General features: G+C 72.5%; 19 protein-coding genes. 10 read left to right on the top strand and 9 right to left on the bottom strand.

Features of this window, described 5'->3' with window-relative positions; all coding sequences use genetic code 11:
* The first annotated feature begins 202 nt into the window (after nt 1-202).
* A complete protein-coding gene (locus ABZU46_RS25020; RefSeq protein ID WP_354861546.1) occupies nt 203-1,315 on the top strand; it encodes a hypothetical protein in 1,113 nt (370 codons plus the stop codon).
* The gene (locus ABZU46_RS25015; RefSeq protein WP_354861544.1) at nt 1,312-2,658 is read left to right on the top strand and encodes an AarF/ABC1/UbiB kinase family protein; all 1,347 of its coding nucleotides are present in this window, start codon (nt 1,312-1,314) and stop codon (nt 2,656-2,658) included. The genes ABZU46_RS25020 and ABZU46_RS25015 overlap by 4 nt, the downstream gene beginning before the upstream one ends.
* A gap of 293 nt (nt 2,659-2,951) precedes the next feature.
* Here ABZU46_RS25015 and ABZU46_RS25010 read toward each other — a convergent pair whose 3' ends face one another.
* The 3 genes from ABZU46_RS25010 to ABZU46_RS25000 form a co-directional block, all read right to left on the bottom strand.
* Entirely contained in the window at nt 2,952-3,317 is a 366-nt protein-coding gene (locus ABZU46_RS25010; protein WP_354861543.1) for a WhiB family transcriptional regulator, read from the bottom strand.
* Between the two features lie 129 nt (nt 3,318-3,446).
* Complete coding sequence (locus ABZU46_RS25005; protein ID WP_354861542.1) at nt 3,447-3,698, bottom strand: hypothetical protein; 252 nt, start codon at nt 3,696-3,698, stop codon at nt 3,447-3,449.
* 122 nt (nt 3,699-3,820) lie between these two features.
* Nucleotides 3,821-5,986 carry an ATP-dependent DNA helicase UvrD2 gene (locus ABZU46_RS25000; RefSeq protein ID WP_354861540.1) on the bottom strand — a complete coding sequence of 722 codons (2,166 nt, stop codon included), beginning with the start codon at nt 5,984-5,986 and terminating at the stop codon, nt 3,821-3,823.
* Between the two features lie 93 nt (nt 5,987-6,079).
* Between ABZU46_RS25000 and ABZU46_RS24995 the strand changes: the two genes are divergently transcribed.
* Nucleotides 6,080-6,322 (top strand): mycoredoxin, encoded by a 243-nt coding sequence (locus tag ABZU46_RS24995; RefSeq protein WP_354861539.1) that lies wholly within the window; start codon nt 6,080-6,082, stop codon nt 6,320-6,322.
* A gap of 93 nt (nt 6,323-6,415) precedes the next feature.
* Here the strand turns inward: ABZU46_RS24995 and ABZU46_RS24990 are convergent, their stop codons facing one another.
* Nucleotides 6,416-7,714 carry an MFS transporter gene (locus ABZU46_RS24990; protein ID WP_354861537.1) on the bottom strand — a complete coding sequence of 433 codons (1,299 nt, stop codon included), beginning with the start codon at nt 7,712-7,714 and terminating at the stop codon, nt 6,416-6,418.
* Between the two features lie 215 nt (nt 7,715-7,929).
* On the opposite strand from ABZU46_RS24990, the gene ABZU46_RS24985 reads away from it, so the two are divergent.
* The 3 genes from ABZU46_RS24985 to ABZU46_RS24975 all read left to right on the top strand — a co-directional run bounded on the left by ABZU46_RS24985 (nt 7,930) and on the right by ABZU46_RS24975 (nt 9,714).
* Nucleotides 7,930-8,910 (top strand): helix-turn-helix transcriptional regulator, encoded by a 981-nt coding sequence (locus ABZU46_RS24985; RefSeq protein ID WP_354861536.1) that lies wholly within the window; start codon nt 7,930-7,932, stop codon nt 8,908-8,910.
* A 74-nt stretch (nt 8,911-8,984) separates the two neighbouring features.
* Nucleotides 8,985-9,224: a DUF397 domain-containing protein gene (locus ABZU46_RS24980; RefSeq protein ID WP_354861535.1), complete on the top strand. Its 240-nt coding sequence runs from the start codon at nt 8,985-8,987 to the stop codon at nt 9,222-9,224.
* A 214-nt stretch (nt 9,225-9,438) separates the two neighbouring features.
* On the top strand, nt 9,439-9,714 hold the full coding sequence (locus tag ABZU46_RS24975; RefSeq protein WP_354861533.1) for a hypothetical protein: 276 nt from the start codon (nt 9,439-9,441) through the stop codon (nt 9,712-9,714).
* A gap of 124 nt (nt 9,715-9,838) precedes the next feature.
* On the opposite strand, the gene nudC is transcribed toward ABZU46_RS24975, so the two are convergent.
* From nudC to ABZU46_RS24960, 3 genes are read right to left on the bottom strand one after another with little or no spacing between them, the layout of a single operon-like run.
* Nucleotides 9,839-10,798, bottom strand: coding sequence for an NAD(+) diphosphatase (nudC, locus tag ABZU46_RS24970; RefSeq protein WP_354861532.1), 960 nt, complete (start codon nt 10,796-10,798; stop codon nt 9,839-9,841).
* A gap of 52 nt (nt 10,799-10,850) precedes the next feature.
* Nucleotides 10,851-12,194 carry a pitrilysin family protein gene (locus ABZU46_RS24965; protein WP_354861530.1) on the bottom strand — a complete coding sequence of 448 codons (1,344 nt, stop codon included), beginning with the start codon at nt 12,192-12,194 and terminating at the stop codon, nt 10,851-10,853.
* Nucleotides 12,191-13,501 (bottom strand): pitrilysin family protein, encoded by a 1,311-nt coding sequence (locus ABZU46_RS24960; protein ID WP_354861529.1) that lies wholly within the window; start codon nt 13,499-13,501, stop codon nt 12,191-12,193. The genes ABZU46_RS24965 and ABZU46_RS24960 overlap by 4 nt, the downstream gene beginning before the upstream one ends.
* Before the next feature lie 308 nt (nt 13,502-13,809).
* Here ABZU46_RS24960 and ABZU46_RS24955 point away from each other — a divergent pair, with 308 nt between their 5' ends.
* The 4 genes from ABZU46_RS24955 to ABZU46_RS24940 are packed head-to-tail and all read left to right on the top strand — an operon-like array spanning nt 13,810 to nt 16,984.
* Nucleotides 13,810-14,874 (top strand): ABC transporter substrate-binding protein, encoded by a 1,065-nt coding sequence (locus ABZU46_RS24955; protein WP_354861527.1) that lies wholly within the window; start codon nt 13,810-13,812, stop codon nt 14,872-14,874.
* On the top strand, nt 14,871-15,650 hold the full coding sequence (locus ABZU46_RS24950; protein ID WP_354861525.1) for an ABC transporter ATP-binding protein: 780 nt from the start codon (nt 14,871-14,873) through the stop codon (nt 15,648-15,650). Before ABZU46_RS24955 ends, ABZU46_RS24950 begins: the two co-directional genes overlap by 4 nt.
* On the top strand, nt 15,640-16,524 hold the full coding sequence (locus ABZU46_RS24945; RefSeq protein WP_354861524.1) for an ABC transporter permease: 885 nt from the start codon (nt 15,640-15,642) through the stop codon (nt 16,522-16,524). Before ABZU46_RS24950 ends, ABZU46_RS24945 begins: the two co-directional genes overlap by 11 nt.
* A gap of 1 nt (nt 16,525) precedes the next feature.
* The gene (locus ABZU46_RS24940; RefSeq protein ID WP_354861522.1) at nt 16,526-16,984 is read left to right on the top strand and encodes an Rrf2 family transcriptional regulator; all 459 of its coding nucleotides are present in this window, start codon (nt 16,526-16,528) and stop codon (nt 16,982-16,984) included.
* A 106-nt stretch (nt 16,985-17,090) separates the two neighbouring features.
* Here ABZU46_RS24940 and ABZU46_RS24935 read toward each other — a convergent pair whose 3' ends face one another.
* Together ABZU46_RS24935 and ABZU46_RS24930 are read right to left on the bottom strand one after the other, a co-directional pair.
* Entirely contained in the window at nt 17,091-17,291 is a 201-nt protein-coding gene (locus ABZU46_RS24935) for a hypothetical protein (protein WP_354861521.1), read from the bottom strand.
* 252 nt (nt 17,292-17,543) lie between these two features.
* Entirely contained in the window at nt 17,544-18,857 is a 1,314-nt protein-coding gene (locus ABZU46_RS24930) for a DEAD/DEAH box helicase (RefSeq protein WP_354861519.1), read from the bottom strand.
* Between the last annotated feature and the right edge of the window lie 180 nt (nt 18,858-19,037).

Raw genomic sequence — 19,037 nt, 5'->3', positions numbered from 1 at the left:
CGGCCGTTGTGGCCGTCCCGCCCCCCGTCGCGGTCCTGGAGAAGGGCCCCCGCGAACGTCGGCCAGGCTGTCGGGTGACCGACAACAACGCCCAGTGGCCTGTGGATAACCCGCCAGATCCTGTGGACAAGGCTGGATACAGCCCCGGCCACCTGTGGACAACGATCGACCGAGCGCAGGGAAGCGGTCACGATTCGTCACCATGAGTCGTACCGCGCTGCCCCGCCCCACGCTCCTTCCCGGCCTCAGCCGGCTCTGGCGGGATCGGCACACCCTCCAGATCGGTGTCGGCCCGGGGCCCGCCGTGCTGGTGGAGCTGGCCAACCCGCGTACCGCTGCCCTGCTCGATCTGCTGGACGGCACCCGCAGCGAACGGGACGTGCTGACCCAGGCGCTCGCGGCCCAGGTCTCCACCGACGACGCGCGTACGCTGCTGGACGCCCTGCGCGCGGCGGGTCTGCTGGTGCCGGCGCACAGCCTGCTCCCCCGCGACCTGGCCGGGCCGGTCCGGGCCCGGCTCGCCGCCGAGGCCGGAGCGTTGGCCCTGGGCGCGGCTCGGCTGCCCGGCACTCCCGCCCAGGTTCTGCGTCGCCGGCGGGCGGCCCGGGTGCTGCTCACCGGCGCCGGTGCGCTCGGCGGGCCACTGGCGGTGGCGCTGGCCCAGGCCGGCGTCGGACAGGTGATTCCGCACGTCACCGGCTCGGTGCGGCCGATCGACCTGGTCGGGACGGGCATCCCCGCCACCGAGCTGGGCCGGCCGCTGGCCCCGGCGATCCGGGCGGCGGTCGACCGTGTCGCGCCGGGCACCGGCACCCACCCGGTCCGGGCCGTCCGGGTGGATCTGCTGATCCAGCTCGGCACGGACCGTCCGCCCGCGCTGCTCGCCGCCGGTCTCGCCCAGCGCCGTCAGCCGCACCTGCTGGTGACCCTGCGCGAAGGCGTACCGGTCATCGGGCCGTTGGTCCGTCCACCCGCCGGGCCCTGTCTGCGCTGCGTCGAGCTGCATCGCGCCGACCGCGACCCGGCCTGGCCGGGGCTCGCCGCCCAGCTCGCCACGGCCGAGCCGGTGGCCGCCGGCGCGACCGGCACCCTGCTCGCGGCCATCGGGTACGCGGTGGCGGAGGCCCTGGCGCACCTCGACGGCGGCCACCCCGAGACACTGGGCGGCGCCATGGAGATCACCGGAGCGGGCCGGTTCCGCCGCCGAGGTTGGCCGCCGCACCCGGCGTGCGGGTGTTCGCCGACTCGGGTGTATGCACCAGCCCGGCCGCACAGCAGCAGCGGAGCCCTCCGGTCGGTAACAATGGCGAAGTGACCGACATCCCGCGCCGGGCCGTGTCCCGGACCGCCAAGCTCGCCGCTCTGCCGCTCGGCTTCGCCGGCCGGACCGTCCTCGGCATGGGTAAGCGTGTCACCGGGCTCGCCTCCGACGTGATCTCCGCGGAGATCCAGCAGCGCACCGCCGAGCAGTTGTTCAGCGTGTTGGGCCAGCTCAAGGGCGGGGCGATGAAGTTCGGCCAGGCGTTGTCGGTCTTCGAGGCGGCCCTGCCGGAGGAGATCGCCGCACCGTACCGGCAGGCACTGACCAAACTTCAGGAGGCCGCGCCGCCGCTGCCGGCCGCGAGCGTGCAGAAGGTGCTCGCCGAGCAGCTCGGCCCCGACTGGCGCGACCGGTTCGTCGAGTTCAACGACACCCCGGCGGCGGCGGCCAGCATCGGGCAGGTGCACCGGGCTCGGTGGCGCGAGCCGGGTTACGGCCCGTCCGGCGAGCCGAACAGCCGCGACGTGGCGGTCAAGATCCAGTACCCGGGGGCCGGTGACGCGCTCCTCACCGACCTCAAGCAGCTCTCCCGGCTGGGCGGGATGTTCCGGGCGATCCAGCCCGGCCTCGACGTCAAGCCGCTCCTCGTCGAGCTGCGTGAGCGGATCACCGAGGAGCTGGACTACGAGCTCGAGGCCGAGTCGCAGCGCACCTTCGCCGCCGCGTACGCCGACGATCCGGAGATCTTCATCCCGGAGGTGGTCTCCGCGTCGCCCCGGGTGCTGGTCACCGAATGGGTGACCGGCACCCCGCTGGCAGACATCATCTTCGACGGCACCGAGGAGCAGCGGGACGAGGCCGGCCGGCTCATGGCCACGTTGCACCTCTCCGCGCCCCAGCGGGCTGGTCTTCTGCACGCCGACCCGCACCCGGGAAACTTCCGGCTGCTGGCTGACGGCCGGCTCGGGGTGATCGACTTCGGTGCGGTGGCCCGGATGCCCGAGGGCACGCCGGAGCCGATCGGCCGCATCGCCGGGCGGGCCCTGCGCGGCGACGCGGACGGGGTGGTGGCGGGACTGCGGGACGAGGGGTTCATCGGTTCCACCGACGAGATCGACGCCGAGGGTGTCCTCGACTTCCTCCGCCCGATGCTGGAGCCGATCGCGGCCGACGGGTTCCGCTTCACCCGGGCCTGGCTACGGGCCGAGGCGGCCCGGCTGGCCAGCCCTCGCTCCCCCACCTACCAGCTGAGCAGGAAGCTCAACCTGCCCCCGTCGTACCTGCTCATCCACCGGGTGACGCTCGGCTCGATCGGGGTGCTCTGCCAGTTGGAGGCGAAGGCGCCGTACCGCAGCATCCTGGAGCGCTGGCTGCCGGGCTTCGCGCCGGTCGCCTGAGGATGTGAGGAAGGGCGGGTGCCGGTCGGCACCCGCCCTTCTGCGTGGGGTGGTACTAGAGAACGCCCAGGTCGCGCGCCGACTGGTTGCGGCCGTTCATGGCGACGGTACGGGCGGATCGGGTTGCCTCAGTGCTCGTGGTGGTACGACCGGCCTGAGGCCGGCGCATTCGAGCCCTGGTCAACGCTTCGTGGAGTAGTTGCATCTCGAAGGCTCCACTCGGAACGTTCAACATCGTTTTCCCACTCACTGCCGGTGTGCCACCGGCGTAGTTGGTACGGGTCGGGAACATGTCAGGCTGCCAGCCGGACCGCGCCACGCACCTCGGACAGCCCAGTGGCTGCCAGGCGCGCCTCGGCCTCGACCCGGAGCTCCGCGTCACGAGCGACGTCCTCCTTGCGCGGACGGCCACGGGGCCGCTTGCGCGGGACGACCGCGCCACGCTCGAAGATCTCGCCGCCCCAGACGCCCCACGGCTCCGCTCGCTCCACCGCCCCGGCCAGGCACTCGACGCGCAGCGGGCAGTCCCCGCAGAGCGACTTGGCCAGCTCGAGCTCGGCAGGCGAGTCGGAGAACCACAGGTCGGGGTCGAACTTCCGGCAGGGCAGGTTCGCCTCCAGCTCGACGCTCACATCGAGGGGGGCCAACGCCAGACTCATCTCCCGGTCACCTCTCTCTCACTTCGATCTCGTGGATCGCATTCCGACGTACTTCGGCGGGGCAAAAAACTGAGGCCGCGGATCCCGGTAGCGGGTTCCGCGGCCTCGAGGTGAGCCGGTGTCTGAGGATCAGACCGGTCTACCTCGAGGTGGAACGCCGCGGACATCCGTGCGCTTCTTGGCGCCATCGATGCCCATGCCCGTGAAGCCACTGGTCCCCTCGACTCCGGCGATCGGCGCAACGGTCAAGTTCAGCTCGGCCTGAACCTGGTGCACCTGCGGAACCGACGGTCGTGCGGCCGCAAGGGCCACCCAGACAGCCGACAGCGGAGCGGGGACAGACGGCATCGCCGTCAGACGCTCATAGGTGAAGATCTCCACGGTGGCCACCTCCCTCACGTTCCTCGAATCGACTGGACCAACCCCCGTGAGCAGCCGGAATGGCGCCGCTCGCGTGGTGTGTTCTGAGGCTATTCCTCGCCCGGGGGCGAGGGCAAACGAATTTACGACGAGATTTCGAAAGTTTTCTCCGGGCAGACGTCGTCCACCCCCGCGCCCTGCACGAGCGCCAGCACCGACTCCCCGTAGAGGCCCAGTTTGCGGGGGCCGATGCCGGCGATGGCGATCAACTCTTCCGGCCGGCCGGGCCGCCGCTCGGCCAACGCGGTCAACGTGGCGTCGGTGAACACCACGTACGCCGGGACCTTCTGCGCGCCGGCCACCCGCTGGCGCCACTCGCGCAGGCGTTCGTGCAGCTCATCGTCGATGTCGGAGGGACAGGTGGGGCACCGACCCAGTTTGCGGTCGGGGCCGGCGAGCAGGGTCGCGCCGCAGATCCGACAGGACACGATCTGCGTCCGGCGCCGTTCGGGACGGCGCGCGGGACCGGTGGAGGCGCCCGCCCGCTCGGTGCCGCCGGAGCGGTCCAGCTGGGGCAGGAACCGCGACGGCCGCCGGGCACGGCCGCCCGACGAGCGCGCGGCGGCGTACGACAGCCAGAGCCACTGCCGCGCGCGGGTGATGCCGACGTAGAGCAGCCGGCGCTCCTCCTCGACCTGCTCGACGGTCTTGGCGTACGTGGTGGGCAGGGTGCCCTCGGCGAGGCCGACCAGGAAGACCGCGTCCCACTCCAGCCCCTTGGCCGAGTGCAGCGACGCCAGCGTGACCCCGTCCACCGTCGGCACGTGCTGCTGGGCGGCCCGGCGGGCCAGTTCCTCGGTGAAGTCGATGAGGGTGACCGGGCGCTCCACCGACGCCGCCTCGCCGATCGGCACCACCTCGGGGGTGGCCGCGTACTCCTCGGCGAGCTGGACCAGCGCGGACAGGGCCTCCCAGCGCTCGCGGGCGGCGCCACCGGCCGGGGGCGCGTCCGGGGCCCAGCCGACCGCGGTGAGCGCCTCGACCACGGCGGTCGGCAACGGGGTCTCCCCGGGGATCGAGCGGGTGGCCGACCGCAGGGCGACCATCGCCTGGCGCACCTCGGTCCGCTCGAAGAACCGCTCCGCGCCCTGCACCACGTACGGCACGGCGGCCTCGGTGAGCGCCTTCTCGTACGCCTCGGACTGCGCGTTGACGCGGAACAGCACGGCGATCTCCTTCGCCGGGGTGCCCGCGTCGATCAGTGACCGGCAGCGCGCGGCCACCGCGTTCGCCTCGGCCGGCTCGTCGGTGAAGATCCGCAGGTCGGGTTCCGGTCCCGGGGGGCGCTGCCCGCTCAACTCCAACCGCAGCCGCGCCTCGGCGCCGCGGGCCTGGGAGATCACCGCGTTGGCCAGCCCGACGACCTGCGGGGTGGAGCGGTAGTCGCGGACCAGCCGGACCACTGTGGCGTTGCGGTGCCGGCGCGGAAAGTCGACCAGGTACGACGAGGTCGCCCCGGTGAACGAGTAGATCGTCTGGCTGGCGTCGCCGACCACGGTCAGGTCGTCCCGGCCGCCCAGCCAGGCGTCCAGCAACCGCTGCTGGAGCGGGTTGACGTCCTGGTACTCGTCGACCACGAAGTGCCGGTACTGACCGCGGACCTGCTCGGCGACGTCCCGGTGCTCCTCGATGCCCCACACCGCGGCGCGCAGCATGTCCTCGAAGTCGATCACCCCGTTGGAGCGCTTGAGCTGCTCGTACGCAGTGAACACCTCGGCGACCTTCGCCGGCTCGTGCGGCGTGTCCCGCACTGCCCGGGCCGCCGACACCACGTAGTCCCCCGGCTCCACCAGCGACGACTTGGCCCACTCGATCTCACCGGCCAGGTCCCGCGCGGCGGCCCGGTCGGTACGCAGGCCGACCCGGGCGGCGGCGAGGGTGACCAGCCGCACCTTGCTGTCCAGCAGCTCGGGCATGGCCCGGCCGGCCAGCAGGCGGGGAGCGAAGTAGCGCACCTGCCGCAGCGCGGCGGAGTGGAATGTCCGCGCCTGGACCCCGTGCGCCCCGAGCAGAGTGAGACGGTGTCGCATCTCGGCGGCGGCCCGGGCGGTGAAGGTGACGGCGAGCACGTGCCGGGGGGAGATCTCCCCGGAGAGCGCCCGGTGGGCGATCCGGGAGGTGATCGCGCGGGTCTTGCCGGTGCCCGCGCCGGCGAGGATGCAGACCGGGCCGGCGGGTGCGGTCACCGCGGAGCGCTGCTCCGGGTCCAGCCCGGCAAGTACGCCTTCCGACGCTGAGTGAACCACCACAACCAGGAATCATCTCAGCTCCTCCGGACGTTGTAGCGGACAGCCTCGGCTTGATCCGCAAGCCGGCGGTCAGAGGAGTTGGAGGATCCGACCATGCTGACGATGTATTCCACCCCCTGGTGCGGCTACTGCCACCGGCTGAAGTCGCAGCTCGACCGGGAGGGCATCGGGTACGAGGTGGTCGACATCGAGCGGGATCCGGAGGCCGCGGAGTTCGTGATGAGCGTCAACGGCGGCAACCAGACGGTGCCGACGCTGCGTTTCGCCGACGGCAGCGCCCTGACGAACCCCTCGATCACTCAGGTCAAGCAGCACCTGGAAACCCTCAGCGCCTGACCGCCGGGTCACCTCTCGACGAACGGCCGCCCGGATCCGGGCGGCCGTTCGTCGTGTCCGACATCCGTCACCGTTCGTCATCTCCGACCTCCGTCACCGCCGGGGCGGCCGCCGGGGTCCGGTGGCCACCGGCGCGTCGATGTCGGCATCGACCGGGCGGCGCGGCGCGGGGAGGGTCGGGCGGGTCGGCGGTGTGGGCCCACGGCCGCCGGCCGGCGCGCTCAGGTGCCGGCCCCGCCAGAGGTAGACGCCGGCGGCCAGCGTGGCCACCCCGACCAGCAGGAACAGGGCCCGGTAGTCCAGGACGCCGACCAGCAGGGCACCGGCGCCGATGGAGAGCGCCTGCGGGCCGCTGACCAGCGCCTGGGTGGCCGCCGCGACCCGTCCGACCAGCCCGGGCGGCGTACGTCGCTGGATCAGCGTGTGCAGGCCCACCATCGTCAACGGCAGCGAGACGCCGGCCAGCAGCACCGCCACGATCCCGAGCCGCAGATCGGGGTAGGCGAGCGCGAGCGCGGCCGGCGAGAAGAAGGCCACTCCGGCGGCCAGCGTGCCGATCTCACCGAGTCGGCGGACCAGCGCCGGTGAGCAGAGCCCACCGAACAGCCCACCGACGCCCTGCACCATGACCAGCACGCCCACGAAGGCCGCGTCCCGATCCAACCCCTGGTCGACGTAGGCGAAGATCAGCGACTCGCTGAAACCCATCACCAGCGATCCGAGCCCGTAGCCGAGCAGGGCCCGGCGCAGCGCCGGCTCACCGGTCAGATGCCGCAGGCCGGCGCCCAGCTCGGCGGGCCACCGCAGCCGCACGGTCGCCGGCGCCAGCGCCGGGCTCGGCACCGCGGTCACCACCGCGGCCGCGGTCACGAAGCCGACCATGCCGATCCCGGCCAGCGCCCACCCGCCGAGCGCCGCGTAGAGCGCCGCGCCGGCCAGCGGGCCGACCAGCCGCAGCCCCTGGCGTACGGTCTGCAGCACGCCGTTCGCCTCCGCGAGCAGCTCCACCGGCACCAACTGCCGGATCAACCCGCTGAGCGCCGCGCCGAGCGTGATGGACGACAGGCCGTAGAGGGCCGCCACCAGGTAGACGAGCCAGACGTCGCCCGCGTCGCGGACGGTGAACAACGGAGCGAGCAGCAGCGCGGTGACCACGTTCGCGGTCACGAAGAAGGGCCGGCGCGGGTACCGGTCGACGAACCAACCGACCAGCGGCGCCAACGTCATCGGGGCGATGACGGCGAAGATGATGCCGCCGGCGAGCCCGTTGGAGCCGGTCAGGTCCTTGACCCAGATGGCGAGCGCGAGCAGCAGGATCGACTCGGCGGTCATGCTGGCCAGCAGGCCGCCGAACAGCAGGCGGAAGTCGGGTCGGCGCAGGACGGTGCGCATGGGTTCCCTCCGGCGGGATGGCGTGCCCGGCTGGGCGGTCGACGGGGCTGGGACCCGGGGTCCGTCGTCGTCCGGCGTATCCGTGGTCCATTTTTCGACAAGACACGCCCCCGCCGGAACCTCCGACGCCGGTCGCGCCGTCCATACTGACCGTGGGGGGCGAATTTCATACAGTTACCGTCGCGTCTGCGGCGGTCGACGGGAAAGAGGACACTGTGCCTCCTGCCGCACCCAGCCCGATCATGCGTCGCCGACGGTTGGGCATCGAACTGCGCAGCCTGCGCGAAGCCGCGGGCCTCACCGGTGACCAGGTTATCGAACGGATCGGTTGGGCGTCCGCGTCCAAACTGTCCCGCATGGAGAACGGCCGCAGCCGACCGGACCCGCAGGATGTCGGCGTTCTGCTCGACCTCTACGGGGCCGACACCGCGTCGCGCGAGGAGTTGCTCGCGATCGCCGGTGAGGCCGGCGACATGCGCGGCTGGTTGAAGAACTTTCCGGTGATGACGCAGCAGCAGCGCAGTTGGGCCGAGCTGGAGGCGGGCTGCGCGGAGATCTCCGAGTACAACCCGGTTCTGGTGCCGGGTCTGCTGCAGACCGCCGGGTACGCGAAGGTCCGGATCGTCTCGGCCCGCCAGGTGAGCGAGGGCGCCGGCGAACCGGAGCCGACCGACGAGCCGGAGACCGAGGTGCAGGCCCGGTTGGCCCGCCAGTTGCTGCTGACCCGCGAGCCGCACGCGCCGAGCTACACCGCAGTGCTGGAGGAGGCGGCCCTCGGCCGCCGGGCCGGCCCGCCCGAGGTGCTGCACGAGCAGCTGCACCAGCTGTGCGAGCTTGCCCTGCTGCCCAACGTGACTCTGCACCTGCTTCTGCGGGACACCCAGATCGGCGATTGGTACCTTCCGCCGACCGCCTTCTCCCTCTATCGGTTCGCCGATCCGCTCGATCCGGAGACATTGGCCATCGAAGGGGGGTTCACCGACGTCATGTCGACCGAGGCAATCACGCTAAATCGCTATAAAGTGGTGTTCGAGTGGCTATGCACGGCGGCACTAGACGCCTCGGACACCCTCTCCTGGCTGATCGAGGCGACGGGACGGCTGACCGGGGCGACGCCCCCATCCACAGTGGCGTTCGGGCCGGCAACGGCGCCGACCCAACGCCGCCGGGCCTCGGGGCGACTGACGGATCGGTGATCCACGGGGGACCCTCCGTCGGGGCGTGCGGCACCACTCGTCCCATCGGATCGGTTCACATCAGGAGCAGAGCCATGAACGACATCCACAACACGCCGTCCGTCTCCGCCAGCTCGTTGGCGGACGCCCCGTGGCGTACCAGCACCCGCAGCCAGACCTCCAACTGCGTGGAGGTCGCCCCCCTGGGCACCGGCCCGTCGGCTGTCGCGCTGCGCGACAGCAAGGACCGGGGCGGCCCGGTGCTGCTGTTCAACCGGGCCGGGTGGCTCGGCTTCATCGCCGGGGCGAAGACGGGCCAGTTCGACCTGAACTGATCCTCCTGACCGGGGCGGGGCCGTTGGCATGGTGCCGGCGGCCCCGTCGCCTTGTTCGGCGGCAACCCCGCTGACCAGGCATCCGCCGATCGGACGAGGCTCGGAAACAATAGGCGCGTTTCACTTGCTGGGATGAACACGGGGCGTAACATGACCCACGAGAACGTGGAACTTCCACACTGGCTCATTCGTCGCGGTTCATCCGGAGACCCTTATGCGGTTCCTGATCGTTCGCACCGACATCCGCACCGTCGCCGACGGGGACATCGCCGCCGCCTGGGCGGACGGCCATGGCCTCCGCGACGAGACGACCACGCCGGAACCGCGCCGGCAGACCGTGCACGCCGAGGACCGGGACGCCGCGCTGCTGCTGGCCCGGGCCCTGTCGACGGTCGGCGCGGTGCGAGCCGGCAAGCAACGGGTCAAGGTCCTGCCACTCGGCGAGCCGCTGCCCGTCTTCCGGCGCAGACCCGGCCGCACCGGCACCTGACCCCAAACGTCCGTCGTGGTCGGCTCGGCTCCCCCGCCGCGTCCATCGCTCCCACCGACCACGACGGCCCGTGTTCCCGGCCCGTGACCGCCGCGGCAACGGCGGCCACGGGCCGGGACCGTGCTCAGTGGTCGGCGTCCACCCAGCCGTCCAGCCAGCGATGGATGAGGAACAACGCGATCGACGACGGCGGCGGCAGGATCAGCCGAGCCCCGTCCCCCACGTCCACGGCCCTTCCCGCACACGCGGCCCCGATCTCCTCGCGGCTGAACCACCTGGCGTACGCGATCTCGGACGGGTCGACCTGCACCGGATCCGCCGGGTCGGCGGTGGCCAGGAAGCCCAGCATCAGCGAGCCCGGGAACGGCCAGGCCTGGCTGCCGACGTACCTGATCCGCTCGACGGAGATGCCCACCTCCTCGCGGACCTCGCGCAGCACGGCGGCCTCCGCGGACTCCCCCGGCTCGACGTATCCGGCCAGGCAGGAGTAGCGCCGACCACCCGGCGTGCCCGGCCAGCCGGCGTTGTTGCCGAGCAGGCAGCGCCCCTCGGGACCGTCGACGCCGTCGTGCACCAGCACGATCATCGCCGGGTCGGTACGCGGCCAGATCCGCGCACCGTTGCGATCCACCCGGGACCAGCCGGCCTCGTCCATCACCGTCGGCGCGCCGGTCGCCGTCGAGTAGCCGTGCCGGGTGTGCCAGTTGAGCAGCGCGAGCGCCGTGGTGAAGATGCCGGCCTCCCGATCGCCGAGCAGGTGGCCCACCTCCCGCAGGTTGACCGCCCGGGTGCCCGGCACCGTCGGCAGCGGCGTGTCGAGCGCGAAGATCGGCACCCCGTCCGGCTCGACACCGAGGAACATCGCCGTCGACTCGGCGCCGGCCGGCACGTCGGCCGCGCCGAACAGCACCAGCGCGGGGGGCGACACGTCGGTACGGGCGAGCGTCCGCCCGTCGTTGGTCGAGTCGAGCAGCAGGATCCGGCCGCGCAGCCACGCCTCGGTCAGCCACTGCGCGTCGCCCCGCCGATGCGCGGCGCGATCCAGGGTGGACCGCGCCAGCGGCGGCGCCGTCTCCCCGCTCACGTCAACGCTCCGCCGCTGACGGACACCCGGACCGACGGGCCGTGGCGGTGCCTCATGGCTGCACCGGTTCGGTGTGGACCGGCGTCAGCGCGGCCAGCCCGGGGGTGATCCGCTCGGCGTCGCCGAGCACGACCACCGCCGCCCGGGCGGGCGCGAGGTAGTGGGCGGCAGCACGCGCCACGTCGTCGACGGTCGCCTGCGCCAGGCGGGCCGCGTACTCCGCGAGGAACTCCAGCCGCAGCCCGTTCCCGGCGTACGCGCTGGTCAGCGCGGCCAGACCGGCCTGGGTGGACATGCCGAGCTGGAGGGTGCCCAGGGCGTACTGGCGGGCCTGCTCCAGCTCCTCCGGCTTCGGCGGCAGCGACGCCAGCCGGCCCAGCTCGTACGTGGTCTCCAGCAGCGCCGGGCCGGTGACCTCGGTGGCCACCTCGGCGCCGGCGACCAGAACCGACCCGGCCACCGAGTGCTCGATCACCGAGTGCGGGCCGTACGTGTAGCCCTTGTCCTCGCGGATGTTCTCCACCCAGCGGGACGAGAAGTAGCCCCCGAAGATCAGGTTGGCCAGTTGCAGCGGCGCGTGGTCGGGGTCGGTGCGCGGCACGGCGGGCAGCGCGACCCGCAGCGAGGACTGCACCGAGCCGGGTCGGTCGACAAGCAGCAGCGGCCCTGGCTCCAGCGGCGGGGTGGCCGGCAGGGTGGCCGTACGCCCGGCGCCGGCCCACCCACCGAGCGCCCGCTCGGCCGCGTCCAGGGCCTTCTCCGGCTGCACGTCGCCGACCACCACCAGCTGCGCCCCGGCGGGGTGCACCCGCTCGGCGTGCAGGCTGCGCAGGGCCGCCGGTCGGACGGCACGGATCTGGCCCGGCTCCGGGGTCTGCGTGGCGTACGGGTGTCGCCCGTAGATCCGCTTCAGCAGCGCCTCCCGGGCCAGGTGCGCCGGCTGGCTCTGGGCAACCTGGATCCGGTCGATCAGCCGGTCCCGCTCGGCGGCCACCTCGTCGCTGGGGTAGCTGGCGCCGGTCAGCACCTCGGCCAGCAGCTCCAGCATCCGGTCCAGGCCGGTGACCAGGCCGGCGCCGGAGAGCATCAGCCGGTCCGGGTCGACGCCCGCGGACAGCCCGCCGCCCACCTTCTGCAGCTCGGCGGCCAACTGCACGCTGGTCATCGACTCGGTGCCGGAGAGCATGGTCTGCGAGAGCATCGCGCCGCGCGCGAGGTGGGCGCGGCCGAACGGTACCCAGAGCCGCAGCTCGACCAGGGGCACCGCCGGCCGGCGTACGGCGATCACGGTGAGCCCGTTGCGCAGCGTGCGCTCGGCCTGCTTGGGCACCTTGAGCTTGCGGGTGGGGCCGAGCGGGGGCAGCGTACGCGGCCCGGCGGTGGCGGTGGTGGTCATCGGGCACCTCCGGGGATGACCTCGACCGCGGCGCGGCGCTCCGGGCGCAGGGTGGCCGCGGCGGCCCGGACCTGCTCCTCGGTGACGTCGCCGACCAGTCGGGGCAGGTCGTTGAGCAGGCCCGGCTCGCCGCGTTGCTGTTCCAGGACCGCCATCCGCAGCGCCCGGCCGAGCACCGCGTCGGTGTCGCGCAGCAGGTGGGTGGCCATCCGGGCCTGGGTGCGGGCCAGCTCGCCGTCGGTCAGCCCGTCGGTGGCCAGCCGGTCCAGTTCCTCGTCGACGGTGCGCAGCACCTTGTCCACGTCGCCGCCCGGTGGCAGGTGCGCCTGGAGCAGCAGCGCGGTGGGGTCGCGGACGTCGAACGGGTCGCCCATGAAGCCGAGGTAGCCGCCGAGGCTGGTCACCGTGCGGTCACGCTGGACCAGTCGTTCGACCAGCCGGGACGCGTCGCCGTCGGTGAGCACCTCGGCCAGCACCACGTACGGCAGGTAGTTGGCGAAGTCGCCGACCGGGTCGGGCACCCGCCACGCGCCGGCCACCGCCGGCAACGGCGCCAGGGCGTCGGTGTACGAGCTGCGCCGCTCGGCGGTCAGGTCGGGCTCGGTGAAGTCGGGCCGCCGCGGCGCGGGACGGGCCGGGACGTCGCCGAAGTGCCGGGTGACCAGCTCGGTCGCCTCGGCCACGTCGATGTCGCCGCTGACGGCGAGCACCGCGTTGCCGCTGGCGTAGTAGCGGCGGAAGAAGTCGGCGGCGTCGGCGACGGTGGCCGACTCCAGGTCGTCGAACGAGCCGTAGCCGTCGTGCGCGTTCGGGAACGTGTCGAACATGACCGGGGGCAGGGTCAGCCAGGGAAAGCCGCCGTACGGCCGGCTGAGCACGTTGACCCGGATCTCCTCCTTGACCACGTCGACCTGGTTGCGCAGGTTCTCCTCGGTCAGCCGGGGCCCGCGCATCCGGTCCGCCTCCAGGAACAGCGCGCGCTCCAGCGCGTTGCTCGGCAGCGTCTCGAAGTAGTCGGTGTAGTCCAGGTGGGTGGAGCCGTTGAACGTGCCGCCGGCACCCTGCACGTGTCGGAAGTGGGCCAGTTTCTCGAGGTTCTCGGAGCCCTGGAACATCAGATGCTCGAAGAGGTGGGCGAAGCCCGTACGCCCCTCCGGCTCGGAGCGGATGCCGACGTCGTAGACCACCGCCACCCCGATCACCGGGGCACTGCGATCGGGGGTCAGGACCACCCGCAGGCCGTTGTCGAGGGTGAACCGCTCGACCGGATACTTCGTCGCTGGAATTCTGGATCTCCGCGCCGCCACGGGATCGACCCTAGCGCGTCGGCATCCCCGCCACCGGCGACCTCCACGGAGCCACCGCCACCGGGTTGGCCAGCCGGGGCGGGACCTCGGCGCCGACCCGCTCGGCCTCCCCGCGGCGCGACCAGCCGGAGCGGACGAACCCGTCGACGTACGACAATCCGTGTCGCGCGATTGGCCTAGCAAGACGGTAGGAAATACCGACATAACTGAGACGCCCCTTCCCGGCATGTGGATGGGTCTTGACGCTGACCCCGGCCTGACCCACTCTTCCTACCAACTAAGTAGGAATACTGCGGATTGGATGGACGATGAGACGGCTCCCCCTACGCCGGTTGGTCACCCTGACCACCCTCGCCGCCCTCGGCGCGGCGACCCTGGGCAGCACCGCCGCGTGCGGCGACGACAGCGAGGGCACGGGAGACAGTTCCGGCCCGGTGACCCTGCGGCTCGGCTACTTCCCCAACATCACCCACGCGCCGGCCGTCGTCGGCGTGGAGAAGGGCATCTTCGCCGAGAAGCTCGGTGCCGACGTCAAGCTCGAACCGAAGACCTTCAACGCCGGCCCGGCCGCCATCGAGGCCGTCTTCTCCGGCGCGCTGGACGCGACCTACATCGGCCCGAACCCCACCGTGAACGCGTTCTCCAAGTCCAAGGGCGAGGCCGTCCGGGTCGTCTCCGGCGCCGCCTCCGGAGGCGTGGCGCTGGTGGTCAAGCCGGGCATCAACGGCCCGCAGGACCTCAAGGGCAAGAAGGTCGCCACCCCGCAGCTCGGCAACACCCAGGACGTGGCGGTCCGCTACTGGCTCAAGCAGCAGGGGCTGACCACCACCAAGGAGGGTGGCGGCGACGTCAAGATCGTGCCGCAGGAGAACGCCCAGACGGTGGAGACCTTCAACAGCGGCGCGATCGACGCCGCCTGGGTGCCCGAGCCGTTCGTCTCCCGGCTGGTCAACGCCGGCGGCAAGGTGCTCGTCGACGAGCGCGACCTGTGGCCGGACAAGAAGTTCGTCATCACCAACCTGCTGGTCAGCACGAAGTTCCTCAAGGCACACCCGGACGTGGTGCAGAAGCTGGTCGACGGCCAGGTGGCCGCGAACGAGTTCGTCAACACCAAGCCGGACGAGGCCCAGCAGGCCATCTCCGACGCCATCGGCAAGATCACCGGCAAGCCGCTGGACCTCAAGCTGATCAAGCAGGCGTGGCCGACGTTGGAGTTCACCAACGACCCGATCCCCACCTCGCTCAAGGCCGGGCTCGACCACGCCGTCGAGGTCAAGCTGACCGAGCCGGTGGACCTCAAGGGCCTGTACGACCTCACGTACCTCAACAAGGCGCTCAAGGCGCAGGGCAAGCCCGAGGTCGTCCAGCCATGACGTCGACCACGACGACGCCGCAGAGCGCGACCACCGCGGTCGCGCTCTCCGGCGTGACCAAGGTGTACGGACGCGGGTCGAGCGCCGTACTGGCCCTGGACGGGGTCTCCCTGGACGTGGCGCCGGGCGAGTTCGTCTGCCTCGTCGGCGCGTCCGGCTGCGGCAAGAGCACCCTGCTCAACCTGGTCGCCGGCCTGGACCGGCCCAGCGGCGGGCAGATCGGCATCGCCGGCGGCGCCAATCCGGGGCTGATGTTCCAGGAGCCGGCGCTCTTCCCCTGGCTGACGGTCGACGCCAACGTCGAGGTGCCGCTGAAGCTGCGCGGGCTGCCCCGCGCCGAGCGCCGCGAACGGGTGGCCGACCTGCTGCGCACGGTGCACCTGGCCGAGTTCGGTCGCAAGCGGCCACACGAACTTTCCGGCGGCATGCGTCAGCGGGTCGCGCTGGCCCGCACGCTGGCCCTGGACACGCCGGTGCTGCTGATGGACGAGCCGTTCGGCGCGCTGGACGCCATGACCCGCGACATCCTGCACGACGAGCTGGAACGGATCTGGTCCGAGCGCCGGCTCTCGGTGCTCTTCGTCACGCACAACGTCCGCGAGGCCGCCCGGCTGGCCGACCGGATCATCCTGCTCTCCAGCCGCCCCGGCCGGATCATCTACTCCACCGAGGTGGACATCCCACGGCCACGGCGGATCGACTCGCCCGAGGTCGCCGCGATCGCCGCCGAGGTCACCGAACGGCTCCGTACGGAGGTGGGCCGCCATGGCCAGTGACACCCTCACCAGCACGGCGCGCAGCGACGCGGAGATCTCCGGCCTGGACGCACTGGAGATCGCCGGTCGGAATAAGGAGGTGTCCCGCGGCACCCGGCTCTGGGCGGCCACCTGGCCCAAGCTGGCCGCGCTGGCCATCGTCATCGTGGCCTGGCAGGTGGTGGTCTGGTCGGGCTGGAAGCCGCCGTACTCCCTGCCCGGCCCGCTGGTCGTCGGTCGCGAGCTGGTGACCCAGGCCCAGGGTCCGCAGCTCTGGGAGGGCCTGGCCACCACGCTGCGGCGGGCCGCCGTCGGCTATGTCTTCTCGGTCGCGGTCGGCCTGCTGCTGGGCCTGGCGGTGGCCCGCTCCACGGTGCTGCGGGCCGCCATCGGCTCGATGATCACCGCGTTGCAGACCATGCCGTCGATCGCCTGGTTCCCGCTGGCCATCCTGCTGTTCGAGCTGAGCGAGAAGGCGATCTTCTTCGTGGTGGTGCTCGGCGCCGCGCCGTCCATCGCCAACGGGGTGATCTCCGGTGTGGACTACGTGCCACCGCTGCTGCTGCGCGCCGGTCGCAACCTGGGCGCGCGGGGGCTCAACCTCTACCGGTACGTGATCGCGCCGGCCGCCCTGCCGGCGATCGTCGCGGGCCTCAAGCAGGGTTGGGCGTTCTCCTGGCGGAGTCTGATGGCCGGCGAGCTGATCGTCGTCGGCATCTCGCAGACCTCGCTGGGCGCCCAGCTCACCTACTCGCGGGAGCTGTCCGACGCGCCGTGGCTGCTCTCCACGATGATCGTCATCCTGGTGCTGGGCCTGGTCGTGGACGCGGCGTTCGGCGCGGCCGACAAGGCGATCCGCCGTCGCTGGGGCGTACTGGACCAGGCTGGTCAGTGACGTGTACGTCTCCGCGCGCAGCGACTACGCGCTCCGGGCGATGCTCGCCGTCACCGCCGCCGTACGCGGCGGCGACGCGGGCGGTGGTGGCGCGGGCGAGCTGGTGAAGGCCGGCAGCCTGGCCGAGGTGCAGGAGATCCCGCTCAGCTTCCTGCAGGGCATCCTGCTCGACCTGCGCCGGGCCGGTCTGCTGCACAGCCATCGGGGCGCCGAGGGCGGATACGCGCTGACCCGGCCACCTGAGGAGATCACCGTCGGGGATGTGCTGCGCGCGGTCGGCGGCTCGCTGACCACCGTACGCGGACTGCCGGCCGAACGCGCCGGCTACCACGGGGTGGCTGCCGGGCTCACCGACGTCTGGCTGGCGGTGCACGGGGCGATCGCCACCGTCGTCGACAGCACCAGCCTCGCCGACCTGCTGAGCCGCACCCCGACCGACCGGGCGTCCACGACGTCCTGACCACCGGGGCGGCGTGGTCGGGTCGGTGCCCCGCCGACCCGACCACACCTCGTACCGATCCTGACCGGGCCTGCCCCTCCGCCGGCACCGGTCGGCCGGTCGCTGCTCAGCCCCGGTGCTCGACCGTCGGGCCGGGGCCCGGATCGCCGGGACTGCGCAGCTCCACCAGACCGGCGGGAGCATTGTCCGCCGGGGTGGCATGCCAGGGCGCGAAGGCCGCGACCATAGCGAGCAGCAACCCGGCGAGCCCGACCGCGGCCACCAGGATCAGTTCGCGCAGCGCCCCCGAGCCGGCTTCGCCCGCCATGGTCACCCCTCCCGCGCCGGGCCCCCCGCCCGGCTCCCCCCGATGGCCAGCTTCGACCACACCGGGCCGGGACACAGTCGGCCAGCCGACCAAGCCGCGGCTGATATTCGACTCGGGCCAGCGGCCGGGCGGTGCGGGTCATCGACCGCCACGACGGTCGAGGAGGCCGATCCGGGGCGCGACCCGGACCACCCCGCACACAAACCGACCCGCCCAGCCGAAGCGGGACGGGTCGGTGACGTGCGTGGAGGATCAGACGGTACGCGGGCGGCGCGGGCGACGGGACCGGCCCGACGCGCGGTGCGCCGGGCGGGCGCCGCCGTCCGTGGCCGAGCCACCGGCTACGCGTCCCCGGCTGACAGCCACCGGCGGCGCGACGATGGTCACCGGCACACCGGACGGCTCACGGGCACCGGTCACCCGGGCCAACGAACCGTCGCCCGGGCGCACCTGGACCGACTCCGGCCGGATGCCGGCGGTGGCCATCAGCCGGGACACGTCCCGGCGCTGCTCGGGCAGGACCAGGGTGACCACGCTGCCGGACTCGCCGGCGCGGGCCGTCCGACCACCGCGGTGCAGGTAGTCCTTCGCCTCGGCCGGCGGGTCCACGTTGACGACCATGTCGAGGCCGTCGACGTGGATGCCCCGGGCCGCCACGTCCGTGGCGACCAGGGCGGTCACCTGGCCGTTGCGGAACTGCTCCAGGATGCGGGTGCGCTGCGGCTGGGACTTGCCACCGTGCAGCGCAGCGGCGCGTACACCCTTGGAGAGCAACTGGCGCGCGAGCCGGTCGGCGCGGTGCTTGGTGCCCATGAAGAGGATGGTGCGACCGTCACGGGCGGCGATCCGGGTCAACGCGTCGGGCTTGTCGACCGCGTCGACGTGCAGCACGTGGTGGGTCATCGCGGTGACCGTGGCAGTGCCCGGGTCGACCGAGTGGGTCACCGGGCTGCTGAGGAAGCGGCGGACCAGCCGGTCCACGCCGCCGTCCAGGGTGGCGGAGAAGAGCATCCGCTGACCCTGCGGGGCGACCTGCTCCAGGAGCTTGGTCACCTGCGGCAGGAAGCCCATGTCGGCCATCTGGTCGGCCTCGTCCAGCACGGTGATCTCGACCTGGTCGAGCCGGGCGTCGCCGCGGTTGATCAGGTCGTGCAGCCGGCCGGGGGTCGCCACGACCACCTCGGCGCCGGCACGCAGCGCGTCCGCCTGCCGCTGCAACGACAACCCGCCGACGACTGTGGCGCAGCGCAGGCCGACGGCCCGGGCGTACGGCGCCAGCGCGGTGGTCACCTGCTGCGCCAACTCCCGGGTCGGCACCAGCACCAGGGCCAGCGGGCGACCCGGCCGGGCCTTGCGGCCGGCGGTGCGAGACAGCAGGGGAAGCCCGAAGGCGAGCGTCTTACCCGAGCCGGTACGACCCCGGCCGAGCACGTCCCGACCTGCGAGCGAGTCCGGAAGCGTCGCCGTCTGGATCGGGAACGGCTCGGTGATGCCCTGCGCGGTCAGCGCGGTGAGCAGCGCCGGCGCCAAGCCGGTAAGAGCGAAAGACGGAATAACAGTGGTCACGCAGGAGCCTTCCTCGACGCGGAACGTGTCGAGGGAGGGCGCCGAAGTCGGCGCTGTCAACCGGCGGCGCAAGGCAGCCAGGACTCACAAGCACGAACCGATTGGAGTACGGGCCGGCCCGCCGCCGGGCCGCCGCCCGCGGGCGCAGGCGGGGCGGGGGGGGGGGGGCGCGGAACCGGC

The organism is Micromonospora sp. NPDC005197, from assembly GCF_040608295.1.
GTDB lineage: Bacteria > Actinomycetota > Actinomycetes > Mycobacteriales > Micromonosporaceae > Micromonospora.
This window is presented reverse-complemented; position numbering and strand designations above follow the sequence as displayed.